Here is a 19,915-nt window from a genome sequence, read left to right as displayed (position 1 = left end):
CGCGTCGTGAGCGATGCGGAGATCAGGTTCCGCTTCGCAGGGCGCCGATCACCGCGCCCGCGTCGAGCGTGACGGTGCGGTCGACGAGCCCGTCGGGGGCTCCCGTATGGGAGATGAGCACGACGGTGCGGCCGGTGCGGCCCGCGGCATCCGCGAGGTCACGAAGCAGAGCGTCGGCGCGCGCCGGGTCGACGCTCGCGGTGGGCTCGTCGAGCACGAGCACCGGGAAGTCGGCGAGCATGGCCCGCGCGAGCGCGATGCGCTGGGCCTGGCCGCCCGAGACGAGCGCCCCGCGCTCCCCCACCCGTGCGTCGAGTCCGCCGCGCTCCTCGACCCACTCGCGCAGGCCGACGCGGGCGAGTACGTCGAGGAGGTCGGCGTCGGTCGCGGTGTCGCGGGCGAACAGCAGGTTCTGCCGCACGTCCTCGTCGAACAGCCACGGCCGCTGCTCGACGAGGCCCACGATGCGGCGCACCGCCGCCGGTTCGAGGTCGGATGCCTCGACGCCGCCGAGCCGGTAGGAGCCCTCGTACGCCAGGAACCGCACCAGCACGTGCGCGAGCGTCGTCTTGCCCGCACCCGAGCCCCCGCGAACGAGGACGCGTTCGCCGGGCGCGATCGTCAGGTCGAGGTCGTCGAGCGCGGCCGGTCGCGGGTCGGATGCCGCGGCACCGGCACTGTCGGACGTGGGACGGTGTCGGGCACCGTCGCCCGCCGCGTGGTCTCCGGTCGCCTCCGGCCACCACGCGCGGATGCCGCGGAGTTCGATCGCAGGAGACGGCTCGACGGCGGGCGGCACGGCCGGCTCGGCTGGCGGCACCGGGATCTCCGCGGGCACGGCGGCCGGCACGGCGTTCGCGACCCTCGCGGCGCTCGCGCGGGCGAGGCGGAGCGCGCTCGTGGCCAGCGGGATCGCCCCGGCGACCTCGGCGATCGCGAGCGGCAGGAGGCAGAGCACCGCGAACGTGGGCCCGTCGATGCGGCCGCCTTCGAGCAGCGGCGCCGCGGCCATGAGGCTCGCGGCCACCGCGAACCCGCCGATCGCCGCCGTGAGCGCGGAGGCCGCGCCCGTCGCCGCGGCGCGGGCCCGCGTCGCCCGGGCGAGGCGCGCGCCGATCGCGTCGATCCGGCGCCGTCCGGCCTCGGCGGCGTCGAACGCGACGAGGACGTCGAGTGCCTGCACGTGCTCGACCACGGCGGCCTGCAGCTCGCCGCGGAGCGGGGCGAGCGTGCGTTCCGCGCGCACCGCGGCGGCGCGCTGCACGAGCAGCGTCAGGCCGATGCCGGCCGCGAGGCACGCGAGCACGGCGAGTGCGGACCCGGGTGCGAGCAGGGCGACGCCCGCGATCGCGAGTGCCAGCACGAGCACGGCGCTCACGAGCGGCTGCACCGCGCGCAGGGCGACGTTCTGCAGCTCGTCGACGTCGTCGACGAATCGGGTGAGCAGGTCCCCACGCCGACTGGAGGCCAGCCCGTCGGGCGCGAGCGGCAGCATCCGTCCGTAGACGCCCGCTCGGATCGCGGCGAGCTGCCGGAACGAGGCATCGTGCCCGACGAGCCGCTCGAGGTAGCGGAAGACGGCACGACCGAGCGCGAACGCGCGCACGCCGACCACGGCGAGCGAGAGGTACAGCACGGGCGGCTGCTCGGCGGCCCGCGCGATGAGCCACGCCGAGCACGCGAGGAGCGCGACGCTCGACGCCGCCGACGCCACGCCGAGGAGCACCGCGAGGGCGAGCCGCCGCGCGGGCGGCACGGCGCTGCGAAGCACGGCGCGGGTGGGATCAGGCATGCACCACCGCCAGGTCGATCACGCGGTCGGCGGCGTCGGCGAGGCCCGAGCGATGCGTCGTCACGAGCACGACGCGTCCCTCGTCCGCGAGGATGCGCAGCTGCGCCGCCAGGCGCGCCTCGCGCTCGGGATCCTGCGCCGAGCCCGGCTCGTCGAGGAGCAGGAGGCGCGCGTCCCGTGCGAGCATGCGGTGGATCGCGCGCGCCGTGGCGACGCGCTGCGCCTGCCCGCCGGACAGCCCGCCACCGCTCGGTCCGAGCCGGAGGCCCGGCGCGAGGTCGACCCCGGCGAGATCCAGGGCGCGGGCGAGCAGCGCCGGATCGGCGTGCTCGTCGCCGAGCCGCACGTTGTCGGCCACCGTGCCCGCCACGAGCGACGGCGCCTGGCCCGACCACGCGATCGACGAGCGGTCGCCGCGCACGAGCCGACGTCCGTCCAGCCGGACGCCGCCGTCCGCCTCGGCGAACCCGAGCAGCGCCGCGAACAGGCTCGACTTGCCCGAGCCGCTCTCCCCCGTGATCGCCACGACGTCGCCGGGGCGCGCCTCGAGGTCGAATCCGTCGAGGACGACGCGGTCGCCGCGGCGTACGCGCAGTCCGCGGATGACGAGGCCGCCCGGGGCATCCGTCGGCCCCTCGTCGACGACCGCGCCGCCCGCGCCCCCGGCACCCGGCGACCCCTCGGCCGCCGCGAGCAGGTCGAACGCGTCGGCCGAGGCCGTCACGCCCGCCGCCGACGAGTGGAACGCCGCGCCCACGTTGCGCAGCGGCAGGAACACCTCGGGCGCGAGCACGAGCACGAAGAGCCCCGGCAGCAGCGTCATATCGCCCGCCACGAGCCGCAGGCCGATCGACACCGCCACGAGCGCGACCGAGAGGCTCGCCGCGAGCTCGAGCGCGAACCCCGACAGGAACGTGACCCGGAGCACCTTCATCGTTCCGCGCCGGTACTCGTCGGTGATGCGGCGGATGCGGACGGTCTGCCGTTCGGCGCGGCCGAACACGACCAGCGTGGACAGCCCGCCGACGACCTCGAGGAACCCCCGCGAGAGCGCGCTGAGACTGTCCCACTGGCGACGCTGCACCGCCGCCGTCGCCATGCCGATGAGGGCCATGAAGATCGGGATGAGCGGCAGCACGATCACGAGGATCAGGCCCGAGAGCGGGTCGGCGATCCAGGCCGCGACGATGACCGCCGGCGTCGCGATGACGGTGAGCACGAGCTGCGGCAGGTATCGGCCGAAGTACTCGTCGAGCGCGTCCAGCCCGGGGCCGAGCAGCGTCGCGATGCGGGCGGTCGGGAAGCCCGGCACGCCGCCGGGGCGCCCCTCGACGGCGCGCAGCAGTTCGCTGCGCAGCTCCGCCTTCACGCGCGTGGCGCCGGTGGAGCCGACGACGTCCCAGAGCCAGGCGGCGCCGGCGCGAGCGGATGCCGCGACGAGCAGCACGCCGAGGAGCGGCCACGCCTGCGGCATCCGCATGCCGTCGATGAACCCCGCGACGAGCGACGCGAGCGACCACGCGAACGCGATGATCGCCGCCGCCTGCACGACCGCGAGGGCCGCGCCGGCGAGGAGGAACCATCGCGCCGCGTGCGAGCGGCGGACGAGCCGGGGATCGAGGGGCTTCACGGGATCAGTGCGCGGCGGCCTCGATGGAGGCGCGCGTCACGCGCTTGCGGAACACCCAGTACGTCCACGCCTGGTACGCGAGCACGAGCGGCAGGAAGACGACCGCCACCCAGCTCATGACCGTGAGCGTGTACTCCGAGCTTGACGCGTTCTCGATCGTCAGGCTGTTCGCCGGGTCGTTCGAGGCGGGCATCACGTCGGGGAACAGCGCGGCGAAGAGCGCGAACACGGCCGCCGCGACCGTGACCGCGAGGAGCGTGAACGAGACGCCCTCGGCGCCGCGGAGGTTCGCGAGCCAGCCGCCGATGAGCGCGACCGCTGCGACGCCCGCGAGGATCCAGAACCACGTGGTGCCGAACGCGAGCCCGGTCCAGAGCAGGAACAGCGCGGCGACGACGATCGTGACGACGCCCGCACGGCTCGCGAGCCGGCGCGCCCGCTCGCGGATCTCGCCCTCGGTCTTCAGGGAGACGAACACGACGCCGTGCGTGAAGAACAACAGGAGTGTCGTGAGCCCGCCGAGCAGCGCGTACGGGTTGAGCAGATCGAACAGCGTGCCCGTGTAGTTGTGGTCGGCGTCGAGCGGGACGCCCTGCACGATGTTGGCGAACGCGACGCCCCAGAGCAGCGCGGGCACCGCGGAGCCGACGACGATCATGCCGTCGAACCATCGCTTCCACCGCGACTCGGGCCGCTGGTGCCGGTACTCGAACGAGACGCCGCGGGCGATGAGCGCGAGGAGGATGAGGAGCAGCGCGAGGTAGAACCCCGAGAACAGGGTCGCGTACCACTCGGGGAACGCCGCGAACAGTGATGCGCCCGCCACGATGACCCAGGTCTCGTTGAGGTCCCAGACCGGGCCGATCGTGTTGATGAGTACACGGCGGTCGGTGTCGTCCCTGCCGAGGAACGGCAGCGACATCCCGACGCCGAAGTCGAACCCGTCGAGCACGAAGTAGCCCACGAAGAGGAATGCGACGACCCAGAACCAGACGATCGAGAGATCCATGTCGGCTTCCTCCTAGTACACCGTGGTCGCGGGCTCGACCCGGCCGGTCTCGGGATGGGGCTCGCCCACCTCGGGCGGCCCCTTCTTGATCGCGCGGACGACGAGGCGCACCTCGACCACCGCGAGGGCGCCGTAGATCAGCGTGAAGGCGACGAGCGAGATGAGCACGTCGAGCCCGGTGACGTTCGGCGAGACCGCGGACTCGGTCCAGAGCAGGCTGAACACGATCCAGGGCTGCCGGCCCATCTCCGTGAAGATCCAGCCGACGATCATGGCGGCGAGCGAGAGCGGGAAGCTCCAGATCGCGACCTTCCAGATCCATGCCTGCTTCGGCATGCGACCCTTTCGCGTGAGCCAGAGGCCGACGACCGCGATGATCACGTGGAGCAGGCCGAGGCCGATCATCCAGCGGAAGGCCCAATAGGTGACCCAGATGATCGGGGCGTAGTCGCCGGGACCGTACAGGGCGGTGTACTGGGCCTGCAGGTCGTTGATGCCCTCCACGCAGCCGTCGAAGCTGTGCGTCGACAGGAGCGAGAGCAGGTAGGGCACCCGGATCGAGAACAGCTCGGACGTGCCGTCGGGCGTGCCCAGCGTGAAGAGCGAGAACGAGGCATCCGCCCCGCAGACCGTGTCGTACGTCGCCTCGGCGGCGGCCATCTTCATGGGCTGCGTGGCCACCATCGCGAGGCTCAGCTGGTCGCCGAAGAACGTCGTGAGGATGCCGGCGGCGACCATCGTCCAGAGTCCGAACTTCAGCGCAGGACGCATGGTGTCGAGGTGCTGGTTGCGGGCGAGGTGCCAGGCGGCGGCGGTGATCACGAGGCCCGACGACACCATGAAGGACGCCGCGATGGTGTGCGGGAAGGCGGCCAGCGCGACCGGGTTGGTGAGCAGCGCCCCGATGTCGACGAGCTCCGCGCGCCCCTTCTCGGCGTTCATCTCGTAGCCGACCGGGTTCTGCATGAACGCGTTCGCAGCGATGATGAAGTACGCCGAGAGGATGCTCCCGATCGCGGTCGCCCAGATCGTGGCGAGGTGGAGGCCGCGCGGGAGCTTGTCCCAGCCGAAGATCCAGAGCCCGATGAACGTCGCCTCGAAGAAGAAGGCCAACAGTCCCTCGAGGGCGAGCGGGGCGCCGAACACGTCGCCCACGAAGCGGGAGTACTCCGACCAGTTCATCCCGAACTGGAACTCCTGCACGATGCCCGTGACCACGCCCATCGCGAAGTTGATGAGGAAGATCGAGCCGAAGAACCGCGTGATGCGGAGGTACTCGGCCTTGCCGGTGCGGTACCACGCGGTCTGGAACACCGCCGTGGTGGTGGCGAGTCCGATCGTGAGCGGGACGAAGAGGAAGTGGTAGACGGTAGTGAGGCCGAACTGCCACCTGGCGAGCAGCAACGGGTCGAGCAGTTCGTTCACGGATGCCCCTTTCGGAAGCGCCGAGGTCCCAGGAGGAGATTTCTACACGTCGTAGATGTTTCTTCTACGAAGCGTAGAACATTCGGGCCGCCGACGGTAGTCTGGAGGCATGGCGAGTCTTGGCGAGTTGGAGCGCTCCGTGATGGAGGTGCTCTGGACGACCGACGCCGCGCTCACCGCGAACGAGCTGCGCGACACGCTCGCCGTGCGCGACGAGCCCGGTCGCACGGTGGCCACGACCACCATGCTCACGGTGCTCTCGCGCCTCGAGCGCAAGGGCTTCGTCGCACGCACCCGCGATGTGCGCCCGCACCGCTACCACGCGCTGCTCAGCCGCGAGGAGCACACCGCCGAGCTCATGCACGAGGTGCTCGACAGGTCCGCCGACCGCGACGCCGCACTCGCCCGGTTCGTGAGCACCGCCACGGCCGGCGAAGCCGCCACGCTGCGCCGCCTGCTCGACGAGCTCGCACACCGCTGACCATGCTCGCCGTCTCGGCGGTGCTCGGGATCCTCGCCCTCGCGCTCGCCTGGCCCGTGCCCGTGGCGCTCTCACGCGCCGACTGGCCGGCGCGCACCCCCGCCGCGGCCCTCGCGCTCTGGCAGGCGATCGCGCTCGCCGGCGGCCTGTCGATGATCGGATGCCTCCTGGCCTACGGCTCGTCGCCCGAGGGCTCGCTGCCCGCCACCGTGGTCGCGCTCGCGCCGCACCTGTTCGACGGCCCGCTCCCACCCGGATTCGGCGCCGCCGAGATCGCCGCGCTGACGCTCGCGGTCGCCGTCACGCTGCTCCTGCTCCTCAACCTCGCGCTCGTCGCCGTGCGCGCGGAACGAGAGCGCCGCCGGCAGCACCAGCTCATCGACCTCCTCAGCGACCCGCTGCCCGGGGAGCCACGCACGCGCGTCATCGCCACGCCCGTGCCGCTCGCCTACTGCGTGCCGGGCATCCGCACCGCGACGGTGCTCACCGACGGCCTCATCGACGCCCTCTCCCCCGACGAGCTCGGCGCCGTGATCGTGCACGAGCGCACGCACCTCGACCAGCTGCACCACCTCGTGCGCCTCGCGTTCCGGGCCTGGCACAGCGCCATCCCGTGGTTCCCCATCGCGAACCGCGCCGAGCGCTCGGTCGTGACCCTCACCGAGATGCTGGCCGACGACGGCGCGCGTCGCGCGAAGGGCGACGAGGCGCTCCGGAGCGCGCTCGAGCGGGTGGGCAACGCGGGCGAGTCCGCGTCGTTCGCGGATGCCGCCTCGGGCGCCGATCCCGACGCCGCGATGCTCGCCGCCCGCCTCGATCGGCTCGGCTCCGGGTCGAACGCGTCGCGCGGCGCCCGCGGACCCCGCATCGCCGCCCTCGCGGCATCCGTCGTGCTGGTCGCCGTGCCCCTCGCGGGGTATGCCGCGATCCTCGGAATCGTCCCCTAGGGTGACGCGCCGCGGGCTCGCCGTGGATACGCTCGAACGGTGAACGAGCTCCTCGACTGGATCCTCGACACGGTGCAGGCCGTGGATCCGGTCGTGCGCACGCTGCTCGCGGGGCTCGGCATCATGCTCGAGACGTCGGTGCTCATCGGGCTCGTCGTGCCGGGCGACACCATCGTCCTCGTCGCGTCGACCGCGGTCGACGGCGCCGGCGAGTACCTCGCGCTCGCGTTCGCGGTCATCGTGGGCGCGCTCGTCGGCGAGAGCATCGGCTTCGCCCTCGGCAGGTGGTTCGGACCCCACATCCACGCCTCCCGACTCGGACGGCGCATCGGCGACGAGAACTGGGCGCGCGCGCAGCGCTACCTCGACCGACGGGGTGGCCCGGCGGTCTTCCTCTCGCGCTTCCTGCCCGTGCTGCACTCGCTCGTCCCGCTCACCGTCGGCATGAGCACGATGACCTACCGCCGGTTCATGACGTGGACGGTGCCGGCGTGCATCCTGTGGGCGTTCGCGTACGTCACGGTCGGCTGGCTCGCCGCGGGCAGCTACCGCGAGCTGAGCCGCGACCTGCACTGGGCGGGCTACATCTTCGTCGCCGTCATCGCGGTGTTCCTGATCGCGGTGTGGGCGGCGAAGAAGCTCATCCTCCGCGTGGAGTCGCGCCACATGGAGGCGCCGGCCGCGGGCGCAGCCGACGGCGCCGGTGACGGCGCGGCGGCACCGACGGCCGCCGTCGCCGAGGCCCCGGGAGCGCCGGCGCCCGCCGCGACCCCCAACGGGCCCGCGCTCCGTACGACCGAGGGGCCGGACGCCGAAGCATCCGACCCCTCGAGCCGCGACGGGAGCCGCTAGGACGCGGCCGCGCCGGAGCGATCACGTCAGAACAGGTTCTGCTCCGAGAGCCAGTCCTTCGCGATCTGCTCGGCGGACTCCTGGTCGTTGACGCTCAACGAGTTGAGCTTCACGAGATCCTCGGCCGTGAGCGCCGCGCTGACCGTGTTGATGACGTCGGCGGCCTCATCGGTGACCTTCTCGCTCACGACGGGCACGACGTTCGAGGCGAGGAAGAGGCCCTCGGGGTCCTCGAGCGTCACGAGGTCGTTCGCCGCGATGTTCGGGTCGGCGCTGTAGATGTTCACCATCTGCACCTGGTTGTCGACGAGCGCCTTCAGCGTGAGCGGGCCGCCGCTGTCCTCGATCGGGGTGAACCCGACGTCGACGCCGTAGACCTTCTTCAGGCCCTCGGGCCCGTAGGGTCGGGTCGCCAGCTCGGAGTTGCCGCCGAGCGTGATCGGCGTGGTCACGTTCTTCAGGTCCGCGAGGCTCGTGACGTCGTTCTCGTCGGAGAACTTCTTCGTCACGTTGTAGGAGTCCTGGTCGGTCGCGGGCGACTGGTCGAGCACGCGCAGCCCCTCGGGCAGCGACGTCTCGAGCTCGGCGTAGACGGCGTCGCTCGTGGTGGCCGTCGTGTCGGGCACGTAGTACTGCAGCAGGTTGCCCGTGTACTCGGGGAAGACGTCGATCGCGCCGCTCTCGATCTCGGGGATGTACACCTCACGCTGGCCGATGCGGAACTGCCGGTCGACCGTGAAGCCGTTCTCCTCGAGTGCCTGGGCGTAGATCTCGGCGATGATCTCGTTCGAGTAGTAGTCCTGCGAGCCGATGACGAGCGTCTCCGACGTCGCCTCTCCTGTCGACCCGTTGTCGAGCGGGTTGCCCGACGCGCACCCTGCCAGGGCCACTGTCGCCCCGACCGCGACCGCTGCAAGCGCAACGAGCCGGCCTTTTCCTGCGGTGATCATGATCGATTCCCTTCATTGATGGGTTGCCCCAGTGCCGCTCGGGACCGGGTCGGTCGCGAACGGAGCTCGGTGGACCTCGCGGCCCGCACGCCGGCGGGCACCACGAGGCGCTGGGTGAGGGCGAAGCATCCGTCGACGACCAGCGCGAGGATGATCACGAGGATGGAGCCGCCGAGCATCTCGGCGTAGTTCCTGGTCTTCAGCCCCTCGAAGATGAAGCGGCCGAGGCCCTCGTCGGCGATGTACGCCGCGAGGGTGGCGGTCGCGATGATCTGCAGTGTGGCCGAGCGGATGCCGCCCACGACGATCGGCATGCCGAGCGGCAGCTCGACCTTGCCCACGATCTGGCCCTCGCGCATGCCCATCGCGCGCGCCGCGTCGATGGTGCGCCGGTCGACGGACTCGAAGCCGGCGTAGGCGCCGGCGAGGAGCGGCGGGATCGCGAGGATCACGAGCGCGATGATCGGTGCGGCGAGGCCGATGCCCAACCAGAGGCCGAAGAGCGTCAGCGCGCCGAGCGTGGGCAGCGCGCGCAAGCCGCCCGAGAGGCTCACGGCGAGGTTCTTGCCCCGGCCGGTGTGGCCGACGACCCCGCCGAGCGGCAGGGCGATGACGGCGGCGATGACGAGCACGACGGCCGAGATGGCGAGGTGCTGGGCGATGCGGATGGGGATGCTGCCGGGCCCGGTCCAGTTCACGGGGTCGAGGATCCACGCGATGCCCTCGAGGAACAGGTTCATGCGTCGACCTGCCTCGCCACGGGCACCACCGCCGACGAGCGGCGGACCACGGCGCCGACCCGGGTCCACGGCATGAGCATGCGGCCGATGAGCACCGCGGCGCCGTCGAGCGCAAGTGCGAGGACGATCGTCATCACGATGCCGGTGGCGATCTCGACCTGGATGCCGCGCTGGAACCCGTCGGTGAACAGGCTGCCGAGGCTCGGCACGCCGATCACCGCGCCGACGGTGACGAGGCTCACCGTGCTCACGATCACGACGCGCAGGCCCGACAGCAGCACGGGGCCGGCCAACGGCAGCTCGACGCCCCAGAACCGGCCCCTCGCGGAGTAGCCCACGGCGGTGGCCGACTGGCGCACGTCGGGCGCGACCGCGTCGAACGCGTCGGCGGCGGTGCGGACGAGCACGGCGATGCCGTAGAGCGTCAGGGCGATCACGAGGTTCAGCGGCGACCGGAGGCTGAGTCCGGTGATCGGCGGCAGCGCGATGAAGAGCGCGAGCGACGGGATGGCGTAGAGCAGGCCGCACAGCGACAGCAGCACGCCCCTCGACCACCGGTAGCGGTACGCGAGCCACCCGATCGGGACGGAGATCACGAAACTCAGTATGACCGCGGGCACCGACAACGCCAGATGCACCAGGGTGAGCTGTGCGACGAGGTCGAGGTTCGACCAGAGCCAGTTCACGAGGTCAGGACCCCCGCCGGCCGGCCGTCGGCGTCGACCACGACGCGGCGACCGTCGACCTCGGTCACGTGCAGCGCCCGCTTGCCGCGGTCCGCGCCCACGAAGTCGGCGACGAACGCGTCGGCCGGCTGGGCGAGGATCTCCGCGGGCGAGGCCGCCTGCGAGATCCGGCCCCCCTGCTGCATGATCACGACCTGATCGCCGAGGAGGAAGGCCTCGTCGATGTCGTGGGTCACGAAGACGACCGTCTTGCCGAGCTCGCCCTGCAGCCGGAGCAGCTCCTGCTGGAGCTCGGCGCGCACGATGGGGTCGACCGCGCCGAACGGCTCGTCCATGAGGAGGATGTTGGGGTCGACCGCGAGCCCGCGCGCCACGCCGACGCGCTGCTGCTGGCCGCCCGAGAGCTGGCTCGGGTAGCGGTCGGCGAGCGAGCGGTCGAGGCCGACCGTGTCGAGGAGCTCGAGCGCGCGGGCGTACGCCTCGCGCTTGCGGGTGCCGCGCAGCAGCGGCACGGTCGCGACGTTGTCGATCACCTTCCGGTGCGGCAGCAGGCCCGAGTTCTGCATCACGTAGCCGATGCCACGGCGCAGCTGCACGGGGTCGACCGTCGCGACGTCCGTGCCGTCGATGAGCACCTCGCCCGACGTGGGGTCGACCATGCGGTTGATCATGCGCAGCAGCGTCGTCTTGCCCGAGCCCGACGAGCCGACCAGCACCGTCGTCTTGTGCGGCGGGATGATGATATCGACGTCCTCCACTGCGAGGGTGCCGTCGGGATACTGCTTCGTGACACGGCGGAACTCGATCATGGCTGCCTCACTCCGGCTCGGGGCGATCGCCCGCACGCCGGAATGCAAGCCAAACACCATTCATGTCTCTAGACAACGCAGGTGACACGGCGGGTCTTCCCGCTACGATGCGCGTCGTTCCGCGACGTCGCGCGTCGATCGAGCATGCCGAATCGCGCCCCGACGAGCGGATGCCGCGAAGGCTCGTCAGGCGGCCGAGCCGGCGACGTGCACCGAGCCGAGATGCTCGGCGAGGTAGTCGTGCACGACGCGCTTGGCCTCGGCGAGGTAGCGCTGGTCGCCGCCGACCTCGCGCTCGTACGCCCGGTTGATGAGCGCGTCGCCGAGCTCGATGGCGACGCCGAGTCGGAACCGGAGCTCGGGGTCGGACGACTCGTGGTCGAACTCCGCCTCGATGAGCATCGCCATGCGGTGCGCGAACTCGGGCTCGGTGCCGTCGTCGGCGGTCTCGCGCTGGGCGGCGTGCACCACGCTGAAGCCGGGCTCGTCGCGGTAGAGCGCGATCGAGGCGTCGAGCGCGACGTCGACGACATCCCACCAGGTGCGCAGCTCGGTGTTCGCCATGTCGACGGCGACCCGCTCGCGGTAGCGGCGGACCGAACGCTCGCGGAGCGCGTGCAGCACCGCCACGCGGTCGGGGAAGTACCGGTAGACCGTGCCGATCGACGCGCCGGCGCGCTCGGCCACCATCTGCGTCGTGAGTCGTTCGAATCCGATCTCGTCGACGATCTCAGCCGCGGCATCCAGCAGCGCATCGAGTCGCTGTGTGCTGCGTCGCTGCGTCGGCTCGGTGCGAACCACGCGCTTCCGGCTTGGATCGGCCCCGAGGAGCAGGTCGATATTCGGCACGGATCCTCCCTCTTGTGCGGCTCCACTCTACCGGTCGCGGCACCCGATCCCCGACACGACGGGCGGGACCCCGTTTTCCGACCCGCCGGGAGCGCATGACAGACTGAGTGGATGCCGGCGAGCCCCCCGACCCCGGCCGGATCCAAGGAACGCGAGGTCCGGCACCGCGCCGCGCGCCTCGAGGACTGGATCCACGACGTGCGCGAGCGCTGGGCGCGCCGTCGCGGCCACGTCCCGACGGTGGTCCCGTACACGGGCTACGGGTCGTCGGAATGGGTCCGCGTGCTCTGCCGCGTGCTGCTCTCGAAGCCCATCGCCCCCGACGAGCCCTCGAAGCGGCGCCGGCGGCGTCGCGAGCAGGGCATCCGCGGATGGCGCAGCTTCACGAGCGTGCCGGTTGGCGACGTGCCCGTCGTCATCGAGATCGGGGGCGAGCGGATCGAGGTGCTCGCCGACCGCGGCGGCGTCGTCGACACGCGGGTGCCCGTGGCCCTGTCGCCCGGGTGGCACCAGGCGACGCTGCGCACCGAGGGCGCGGAACCGGTCGAGGCGCCGATCTGGATCGTCGGCACCGACGTGGAGTTCGGCCTCATCTCCGACGTCGACGACACGGTCATGGTCACGGCGCTCCCCCGCCCGCTCGTCGCGGCGTGGAACACGTTCGTGCTCGACGAGCACGCCCGCATCCCGACCCCGGGCATGGCCGTGCTGTACGAGCGCATCGTGCGGGCCCACCCCGGCGCGCCCGTCATCTACCTCTCCACGGGGGCCTGGAACGTCGCGCCCACGCTCACCCGCTTCCTCTCCCGCAACCTCTACCCCGCGGGTCCCCTGCTCCTCACCGACTGGGGGCCCACGCACGATCGCCTGTTCCGCAGCGGGCGGGCCCACAAGGAGGAGAACCTCCGACGGCTCGCCGAGGAGTTCCCGCACGTCAGGTGGCTCCTCATCGGCGATGACGGGCAGCACGACGAGGAGCTCTACGCCCGCTTCGCGGCCGAGCATCCCGAGCGCGTCGCCGCGGTCGCGATCCGTCGCCTGTCGACCGGCGAGGCCGTGCTCGCCGGCGGCCGCACCAAGGCCGAGCAGCACGGCGTCGACGTGCCGTGGGTGTCGGCGAGCGACGGAGCGACGCTGGCCGACCAGCTCGCCGACCTCGGCATCCTCTGACCCGAGACGCCCCGGCCCGGCGACTCCGGCGGATGCCGCGTCAGCTCACGCCGACGCGGCGACGGCCGTGGCGTGCCGGGCGCGCGACCTCCGGATACGCACGAGACCCCGGTTGACCTGGCGCGCCCAGAGCGGCCCGCGGTAGATGAAGGCCGAGTAGCCCTGCACGAGCGTGGCGCCGGCGTCGAGCCGGTCCTGCACGTCGGCGGCGGTCTCGACGCCCCCGACGGACACGACGCAGAGCCCGGCGGGCACGTTCGCGCGCACCAGCCGCAGCACCTCGAGCGACCTGGCGGCCAGCGGTGCGCCCGACAGGCCGCCGGCGCCGATGGCCTCGACGACGGATGCCGCGGCGCGCAGCCCCTCACGCGAGATCGTGGTGTTCGTGGCGATGATCCCGTCGAGGCCCAGGCGCGTCGCGAGTTCGCAGATGCGCACCACCTCGGCGTCGTCGAGGTCGGGCGCGATCTTCACGAGCAGCGGGGTGTCGCCCGACGTCGCACGCACGGCCTCGAGCAGCGGCGCGAGCGCGTCGAGCTCCTGCAGTCCCCGGAGGCCCGGAGTGTTCGGCGAGCTCACGTTGACCACGAGGTAGTCGGCGTACGGGGCGAGCACGCGCGCGCTCCGCTCGTAGTCGCCGATCGCGTCCTCGACGGGGGTCACGCGGCTCTTGCCGATGTTGACGCCGAGCACCGGACGGTGCTTCCGGCGTGCGAGCCGCGAGACGCGGCCCACCGCGGCATCCGCCCCGCCGTTGTTGAAGCCCATGCGGTTCACGAGCGCGCGGTCGTCGATGAGCCGGAACAGGCGCGGGCGCTCGTTGCCGGGCTGCGCCACCGCGGTGATCGTGCCGATCTCGACGTGGCCGAACCCGAGCTGGCCGAGGCCGCGCACGGCGAGGCCGTCCTTGTCGAAGCCCGCCGCGACGCCGAACGGCGACGGGAACGTGCGACCGAGCGCCTGCACCTCGAGCGAGCGGTCGGGCCGGGTGAACAGCTCGACGAGCCGGCCGAATCCGAGGGTGGGCAGTGCCCGGATGACGCGGAACGCGAGGTGATGGGCGTCCTCGGGGTCCATGCGGGAGAAGACGAGGGAGAAGAGGAGTCGGTACATGCCGGGACTCAGGCTATCGGAGAAGCCGCGGCGGCCGACGCGCGCTTCACTCGACGGGACGGGCGGGCAGGCGGCCGTGCTCCTCGCGCAGCAGGTCGATGGCCGACTCGAAGTCGTCGAGCGACTCGAACGCCTGGTACACGCTCGCGAAGCGCAGGTAGGCGACCTCGTCGAGCTCGCGCAAGGGCGGCAGGATCGCGAGGCCGATGTCGTTCGCCTCGATCTGCGACGCGCCCGTCGAGCGGATGGTCTCCTCGACCTTCTGGGCGAGCACCGCGAGGTCGGAGTCGGTGACCGGGCGCCCCTGGCAGGCCTTCTTCACGCCGAGCACGACCTTCTCGCGGCTGAACGGCTCGATGACGCCGCTGCGCTTGATCACGGAGAGGCTCGCGGTCTCGGTCGTCGAGAAGCGGCGGCCGCACTCGGGGCACTGCCGACGGCGCCGGATCGAGAGTCCGTCGTCGCTCGTGCGGGAGTCGATGACACGGGAATCCGGGTGGCGGCAGAACGGACAGTACATGGTGCTCCCAGCCTAGCGGCGCCGTCAGGGACGCTCGCCGAACCGGGCGGTCACGGCCTCGCCGTGCGCCGGGAGCCCCTCCTCGTCGGAGAGCGTCGCGATCACCGGCGCGACCTCGCGCAGGGCCGCCTCGTCGTATCGCACGACCTGCTGCGGGCGCAGGAAGGTCGCGGCCGACAGGCCCGAGGCGTAGCGCGCCATGCCGCCCGTGGGCAGCACGTGGTTCGAGCCGGCGGCGTAGTCGCCCAGGCTCACGGGCGAGTACGGCCCGATGAAGATCGCGCCGGCGTTCTCGATGCGTGCGAGCGTGGCGTCGGCGTCGCGCACCTGGATCTCGAGGTGCTCGGCGCCGAACGCGTTCGCGAACGCCGCGGCCTGCTCGAGGTCGTCCACGAGCACGACGGCGGACTGGGCGCCCGTCAGGGCGGTGCGTACGCGGTCGGCGTGCCGGGTCGCATCGGCGCGGACCGCGACGCGCTCCCGCACGCGCTCGGCGAACGCGGCGTCGTCGGTCACGAGCACGGCCGCGGCGAGCTCGTCGTGCTCGGCCTGGCTCACGAGGTCGGAGGCCACGAAATCGGCGTCGGCCGAGTCGTCGGCGATGACGAGGATGTCGGTCGGTCCGGCCTCGGCGTCGATGCCCGTGACGCCCGCGACGGCGCGCTTGGCGGCGGCGACGAAGACGTTGCCCGGACCGGTCACCCGCTGCACGGGCACGAGCCCGAGGTCGGGCACGCCGTAGGCGAACGCGCCGATCGCGCCGGCACCGCCCATCGCGTAGACCTCGTCGATGCCGAGCAGGGCCGCCACGCCCGCGATCGTCGGGTGGATGCGACCCCCGAACGCGGCCTGGGGCGGCGACGCGAGTGCGATCGAGCGCACGCCGGCGATCTGGGCGGGCACGACGTTCATGATGACGCTCGACGGGTAGACGAGCTTGCCGCCCGGGACGTAGAGCCCGACGCGCTCGACGGGTTGCCAGCGCTGCTCGACCACGGCGCCGTCTCCCAAGCGGGTGACGACGGGCGCGGGCACCTGCGCCGCGCTCGCGGCGCGGACGCGCTCGATGGTCGACTCGACCGCGCGGCGCACCTCGGGCGAGAGCGCGTCGCGCGCGGCTGCGAGCTCGTCGGCCGGCACGCGCACCGACGGCGGGCGTCCGCCGTCGAACCGGTCGGCCTGGTCGTCGAGGGCCGCGGACCCGTCGCGACGTACGTCGTCGATGAGCCCCCGCGCGATGTCGTACGCGGCCGACACGTCCATCGCGGCGCGCGGCACGAGCCCGAGCAGTTCGGAGACGGACGGGCGGGTTCCGCGGAGGTCGATGGTGCGCAGCATGATCATCCAGCGTACCGACGTGGGCGACCCCGGCCCGCGGTCGACGTCACACCAGGCAGTTCGGGCCGAGCAGGCTCTTGATCTCGCCGTAGAAGTCGGCGGTGACCTTCACCGGGTACGGCAGCTCGAAGACCCGCGCCGTGCGGCCCTTCACGAGCTTCAGCCGCACCTCGGTGTCGCCCGCGTGCCGGATGAGCACGTCGCCGAGCGCCGTGATCGTGTCGGTCGTGGCGCGCACGTCGGGCAGCGAGATGACGACCGGACCGGACTCGTCGCCCTGGCCGAGCTCGGGCGAGAACACGCTGTAGGCGTGCAGGTTCATGCCGTCGTCGCGGAGGCTCACGCGACCGCGCACGACGACGATCGAGTCGCCCCGCAGCCCGGGCGCGAACTCCTGGTACGCCTTGCCCATGAACATGACCGTGATCTCGCCCGAGAAGTCCTCGACCTGGATCATGCCGTACTGGTTGCCGCTCTGGCGGGCCACGCGGTGCTGCACGCTCGTGACGAGGCCGGCGATCGTGACGGTCTCGCCGTCCTGCGTGGCATCCGACGACACCAGCTCGGTGATGGTGGTCGACGCGTGCTTCGCGAGCGGCGCCTCGAGCCCGGCGAGCGGGTGATCGGAGACGTAGAGCCCGAGCATCTCGCGCTCGAACGCCAGCTTGTCGCGCTTGGCCCACTCGGGCCGGTCGGGCACGAGCGACGGCGCCGCCTCGCGCTCGTGGTCCTCGAAGAGGCTGTCGAAGTCGAAGCCGACGTCGCCGACCTCCTCGGCCCGCTTCTCCTTCACGGCCGACTCGACCGCGCCCTCGTGGATCTCGACGAGCGCCCGGCGCGTGTGCCCGAGCGAGTCGAACGCGCCCGCCTTGACCAGCGACTCGACGGTGCGCTTGTTCGCGACCTGGATCGGCACCTTCTTCAGGAAGTCGTGGAACGACTCGAACCGACCCTTCGCCTCGCGCGCGGCCCGGATGGCGTCGACCACGTTGAAGCCCACGTTGCGCACCGCGCCGAGCCCGAACCGGATGTCGTCGCCGACGGCCGCGAAGAACCCGATGGACTCGTTCACGTCGGGCGGCAGCACCTTGATGCCCATGCGGCGGCACTCGTTGAGGTAGAGCGCGAGCTTGTCGCGCGCGTCTCCGACGCTCGTGAGCAGGGCCGCCATGTACTCGGCCGGGTAGTGCGCCTTGAGGTACGCGGTCCAGTAGCTGAGCACGCCGTAGGCGGCCGAGTGCGCCTTGTTGAACGCGTAGTCGGAGAAGGGCAGCAGGATGTCCCACAGGGTCTTCACCGCGGCATCCGAGTAGCCGTTGTCGTGCATGCCCTTCGAGAAGCCCTCGTACTGCTTGTCGAGCTCGGACTTCTTCTTCTTGCCCATCGCGCGGCGCAGGATGTCGGCCTGTCCGAGCGAGAACCCGGCGACGCGCTGGGCGATCGCCATCACCTGCTCCTGGTAGATGATGAGGCCGTAGCTCGTGTCGAGGATGTCCTTCAACGGCTCCTCGAGCTGCGCGTGGATGGGCGTGATGGGCTGGAGCGCGTTCTTGCGGAGCGCGTAGTTGATGTGCGAGTTCGCGCCCATCGGGCCCGGACGGTACAGCGCGATGACGGCGGAGATGTCCTCGAAGTTGTCGGGCTTCATCTGCCGCAGCAGCGAGCGCATCGGGCCGCCGTCGAGCTGGAACACGCCGAGGGTGTCGCCGCGCGAGAGCAGCGCGTACGCCTCGGGGTCGTCGAGCTCGAGGTCTTCGAGCACCGGGCGGAAGCCGCGGTTCGCCTCGATGTTGTCGAGGGCGTCGTCGATGATCGTGAGGTTGCGCAGCCCCAGGAAGTCCATCTTGATGAGGCCGAGCGACTCGCACGCCGGGTAGTCGAACTGCGTGACGATCTGGCCGTCCTGCTCCCGCTTCATGATCGGGATGATGTCGATGAGCGGGTCGCTCGACATGATGACGCCCGCGGCGTGCACGCCCCACTGGCGCTTGAGGTTCTCGAGGCCGAGCGCCGTGTCGAAGACCGTCTTCGCCTCGGCATCCGTCTCGATGAGCGCGCGGATGTCGCCCGCCTCCTTGTAGCGCGGGTGGGCGGAGTCGACGATGCCCGACAGCGGGATGTCCTTGCCCATGATCGCGGGCGGCATCGCCTTGGTGAGCTTCTCCCCCATGCCGAACGGGAAGCCGAGCACGCGGCTCGAGTCCTTGAGGGCCTGCTTCGCCTTGATCGTGCCGTACGTCACGATCTGCGCGACGCGCTCGTCGCCGTACTTCTCGGTGACGTAGCGGATCACCTCGCCGCGCCGGCGCTCGTCGAAGTCCACGTCGAAGTCGGGCATCGACACGCGATCGGGGTTGAGGAAGCGCTCGAAGATGAGCCCGTGCCGCAGCGGGTCGAGGTCGGTGATGCGCATGGCGTAGGCCGCCATGGAGCCGGCGCCCGAGCCGCGGCCCGGGCCGACGCGGATGCCGTTGCGCTTCGACCAGTTGATGAAGTCGGCGACCACGAGGAAGTACCCGGGGAAGCCCATCTGCGAGATGACGCCGACCTCGTAGTCGGCCTGCGCGCGGACGTCGTCGGGGATGCCGTTCGGGTAGCGCACGTGGAGGCCGCGCTCGACCTCCTTCACGAACCAGCTCTCCTCGCTCTCGCCCTCGGGCACGGGGAACCGCGGCATGTAGTTGGCGCTCGTGTTGAACTGCACGTTCGCCCGCTCGGCGATGAGCAGGGTGTTGTCGCACGCCTCGGGGTGGTCCCGGAACAGGTGCCGCATCTCGGCCGCGGTCTTGAGGTAGAACTCGTCGGCATCGAACTTGAAGCGGTTGGGGTCGTCGAGCGTCGAGCCCGACTGCACGCAGAGCAGCGCCGCGTGGCTCTTCGCGTCGTGCGCGTGCGTGTAGTGCAGGTCGTTGGTGGCGACGAGCGGCAGGTCGAGCTGCTTCGCCAGGCGCAGCAGGTCGTCCATGATGCGCTTCTCGATGCCGAGCCCGTGGTCCATGATCTCGGCGAAGTAGTTCTCGCGGCCGAAGAGGTCGCGATACTCGGATGCCGCCTTCACCGCCTCGTCGTACTGGCCGAGCCGCAGGCGCGTCTGCACCTCGCCGCTGGGGCATCCGGTCGTGGCGATGAGCCCGGTGGAGTACTGCGAGAGCAGCTCGCGGTCCATGCGCGGCTTGAAGTAGTAGCCCTCGATCGAGGCGCGGCTCGAGAGCCGGAACAGGTTGTGCATGCCCTCGGTCGTTTCGGACAGCAGGGTCATGTGCGTGTACGCACCGGAGCCGGACACGTCGTCTTCACCGCCGTTGCCCCAGCGCACGCGGGTGCGGTCGCCGCGCGCCGTGCCCGGCGTGATGTACGCCTCGGTGCCGATGATCGGCTTGATGCCGGCGTCGGTCGCCTGCTTCCAGAAGTCGTAGGCGCCGAACACGTTGCCGTGGTCGGTGATCGCGACCGCGGGCATCTCCTGCTCCTGCGCGGCCTTGATGAGCTCCCCCACCCGAGCGGCGCCGTCGAGCATCGAGTACTCGGAATGGACGTGCAGGTGGACGAAGGAATCGGCGGCCACGGGGCTCCTCATCAGGTACTGCGGGTGGATCTCGGGGGT

The 19,915-nt window shown here is 71.5% G+C and carries 16 protein-coding genes and 1 pseudogene; 4 read left to right on the top strand and 13 right to left on the bottom strand.

The features are described from left to right. Window positions 1-22 precede the first annotated feature (22 nt). The 4 genes from ACFVN5_RS08310 to ACFVN5_RS08295 are packed head-to-tail and all read right to left on the bottom strand — an operon-like array spanning window position 23 to window position 5,856. Complete coding sequence (locus ACFVN5_RS08310) at window positions 23-1,792, bottom strand: amino acid ABC transporter ATP-binding/permease protein (RefSeq protein WP_376954510.1); 1,770 nt, start codon at window positions 1,790-1,792, stop codon at window positions 23-25. Beyond that, window positions 1,785-3,422 carry a thiol reductant ABC exporter subunit CydD gene (gene cydD, locus ACFVN5_RS08305; RefSeq protein ID WP_376954509.1) on the bottom strand — a complete coding sequence of 546 codons (1,638 nt, stop codon included), beginning with the start codon at window positions 3,420-3,422 and terminating at the stop codon, window positions 1,785-1,787. Before cydD ends, ACFVN5_RS08310 begins: the two co-directional genes overlap by 8 nt. Window positions 3,423-3,426: 4 nt before the next feature. Beyond that, a complete protein-coding gene (gene cydB, locus ACFVN5_RS08300; RefSeq protein ID WP_376954508.1) occupies window positions 3,427-4,431 on the bottom strand; it encodes a cytochrome d ubiquinol oxidase subunit II in 1,005 nt (334 codons plus the stop codon). Between the two features lie 12 nt (window positions 4,432-4,443). Further along, window positions 4,444-5,856 carry a cytochrome ubiquinol oxidase subunit I gene (locus ACFVN5_RS08295; RefSeq protein ID WP_376954507.1) on the bottom strand — a complete coding sequence of 471 codons (1,413 nt, stop codon included), beginning with the start codon at window positions 5,854-5,856 and terminating at the stop codon, window positions 4,444-4,446. A 109-nt stretch (window positions 5,857-5,965) separates the two neighbouring features. Here ACFVN5_RS08295 and ACFVN5_RS08290 point away from each other — a divergent pair, with 109 nt between their 5' ends. From ACFVN5_RS08290 to ACFVN5_RS08280, 3 genes and pseudogenes are all read left to right on the top strand, one after another. After that, window positions 5,966-6,337 (top strand): BlaI/MecI/CopY family transcriptional regulator, encoded by a 372-nt coding sequence (locus tag ACFVN5_RS08290; protein ID WP_376954506.1) that lies wholly within the window; start codon window positions 5,966-5,968, stop codon window positions 6,335-6,337. A 2-nt stretch (window positions 6,338-6,339) separates the two neighbouring features. Further along, the gene (locus ACFVN5_RS08285; RefSeq protein WP_376954505.1) at window positions 6,340-7,284 is read left to right on the top strand and encodes a M56 family metallopeptidase; all 945 of its coding nucleotides are present in this window, start codon (window positions 6,340-6,342) and stop codon (window positions 7,282-7,284) included. A gap of 39 nt (window positions 7,285-7,323) precedes the next feature. After that, window positions 7,324-7,980, top strand: a pseudogene (locus ACFVN5_RS08280) (DedA family protein); the annotation flags it as partial. 182 nt (window positions 7,981-8,162) lie between these two features. Here the strand turns inward: ACFVN5_RS08280 and ACFVN5_RS08275 are convergent. The 5 genes from ACFVN5_RS08275 to ACFVN5_RS08255 form a co-directional block, all read right to left on the bottom strand. After that, window positions 8,163-9,086 (bottom strand): ABC transporter substrate-binding protein, encoded by a 924-nt coding sequence (locus ACFVN5_RS08275; RefSeq protein ID WP_376954504.1) that lies wholly within the window; start codon window positions 9,084-9,086, stop codon window positions 8,163-8,165. Next, window positions 9,083-9,826, bottom strand: coding sequence for an ABC transporter permease (locus ACFVN5_RS08270; protein ID WP_376954503.1), 744 nt, complete (start codon window positions 9,824-9,826; stop codon window positions 9,083-9,085). The genes ACFVN5_RS08275 and ACFVN5_RS08270 overlap by 4 nt, the downstream gene beginning before the upstream one ends. After that, on the bottom strand, window positions 9,823-10,512 hold the full coding sequence (locus tag ACFVN5_RS08265; RefSeq protein ID WP_376954502.1) for an ABC transporter permease: 690 nt from the start codon (window positions 10,510-10,512) through the stop codon (window positions 9,823-9,825). Before ACFVN5_RS08265 ends, ACFVN5_RS08270 begins: the two co-directional genes overlap by 4 nt. Next, a complete protein-coding gene (locus ACFVN5_RS08260) occupies window positions 10,509-11,321 on the bottom strand; it encodes an ABC transporter ATP-binding protein (RefSeq protein WP_376954501.1) in 813 nt (270 codons plus the stop codon). Before ACFVN5_RS08260 ends, ACFVN5_RS08265 begins: the two co-directional genes overlap by 4 nt. 186 nt (window positions 11,322-11,507) lie before the next feature. Next, window positions 11,508-12,170 carry a TetR family transcriptional regulator gene (locus tag ACFVN5_RS08255; protein ID WP_376954500.1) on the bottom strand — a complete coding sequence of 221 codons (663 nt, stop codon included), beginning with the start codon at window positions 12,168-12,170 and terminating at the stop codon, window positions 11,508-11,510. A gap of 111 nt (window positions 12,171-12,281) precedes the next feature. Here ACFVN5_RS08255 and ACFVN5_RS08250 point away from each other — a divergent pair, with 111 nt between their 5' ends. Further along, window positions 12,282-13,340, top strand: coding sequence for an App1 family protein (locus ACFVN5_RS08250; protein ID WP_376954499.1), 1,059 nt, complete (start codon window positions 12,282-12,284; stop codon window positions 13,338-13,340). Window positions 13,341-13,385: 45 nt separating this feature from the next. Here the strand turns inward: ACFVN5_RS08250 and ACFVN5_RS08245 are convergent, their stop codons facing one another. From ACFVN5_RS08245 to dnaE, 4 genes are read right to left on the bottom strand one after another with little or no spacing between them, the layout of a single operon-like run. Continuing rightward, window positions 13,386-14,453 (bottom strand): quinone-dependent dihydroorotate dehydrogenase, encoded by a 1,068-nt coding sequence (locus tag ACFVN5_RS08245; RefSeq protein ID WP_376954498.1) that lies wholly within the window; start codon window positions 14,451-14,453, stop codon window positions 13,386-13,388. Between the two features lie 46 nt (window positions 14,454-14,499). Then, window positions 14,500-14,973, bottom strand: a complete 474-nt coding sequence (gene nrdR / locus ACFVN5_RS08240) for a transcriptional regulator NrdR (protein ID WP_376954497.1) — start codon at window positions 14,971-14,973, stop codon at window positions 14,500-14,502. Window positions 14,974-14,997: 24 nt separating this feature from the next. Further along, window positions 14,998-16,311, bottom strand: coding sequence for a histidinol dehydrogenase (hisD, locus tag ACFVN5_RS08235; protein WP_376954495.1), 1,314 nt, complete (start codon window positions 16,309-16,311; stop codon window positions 14,998-15,000). A 46-nt stretch (window positions 16,312-16,357) separates the two neighbouring features. Next, complete coding sequence (gene dnaE / locus ACFVN5_RS08230; protein WP_376955628.1) at window positions 16,358-19,828, bottom strand: DNA polymerase III subunit alpha; 3,471 nt, start codon at window positions 19,826-19,828, stop codon at window positions 16,358-16,360. Window positions 19,829-19,915: the final 87 nt, after the last annotated feature.

The organism is Agromyces sp. NPDC057865 (assembly GCF_042796995.1).
Lineage (GTDB): Bacteria > Actinomycetota > Actinomycetes > Actinomycetales > Microbacteriaceae > Agromyces.
The sequence above is the reverse complement of the archived record's forward strand: the minus strand, read 5'-3'. Positions and strand labels throughout refer to the sequence as shown.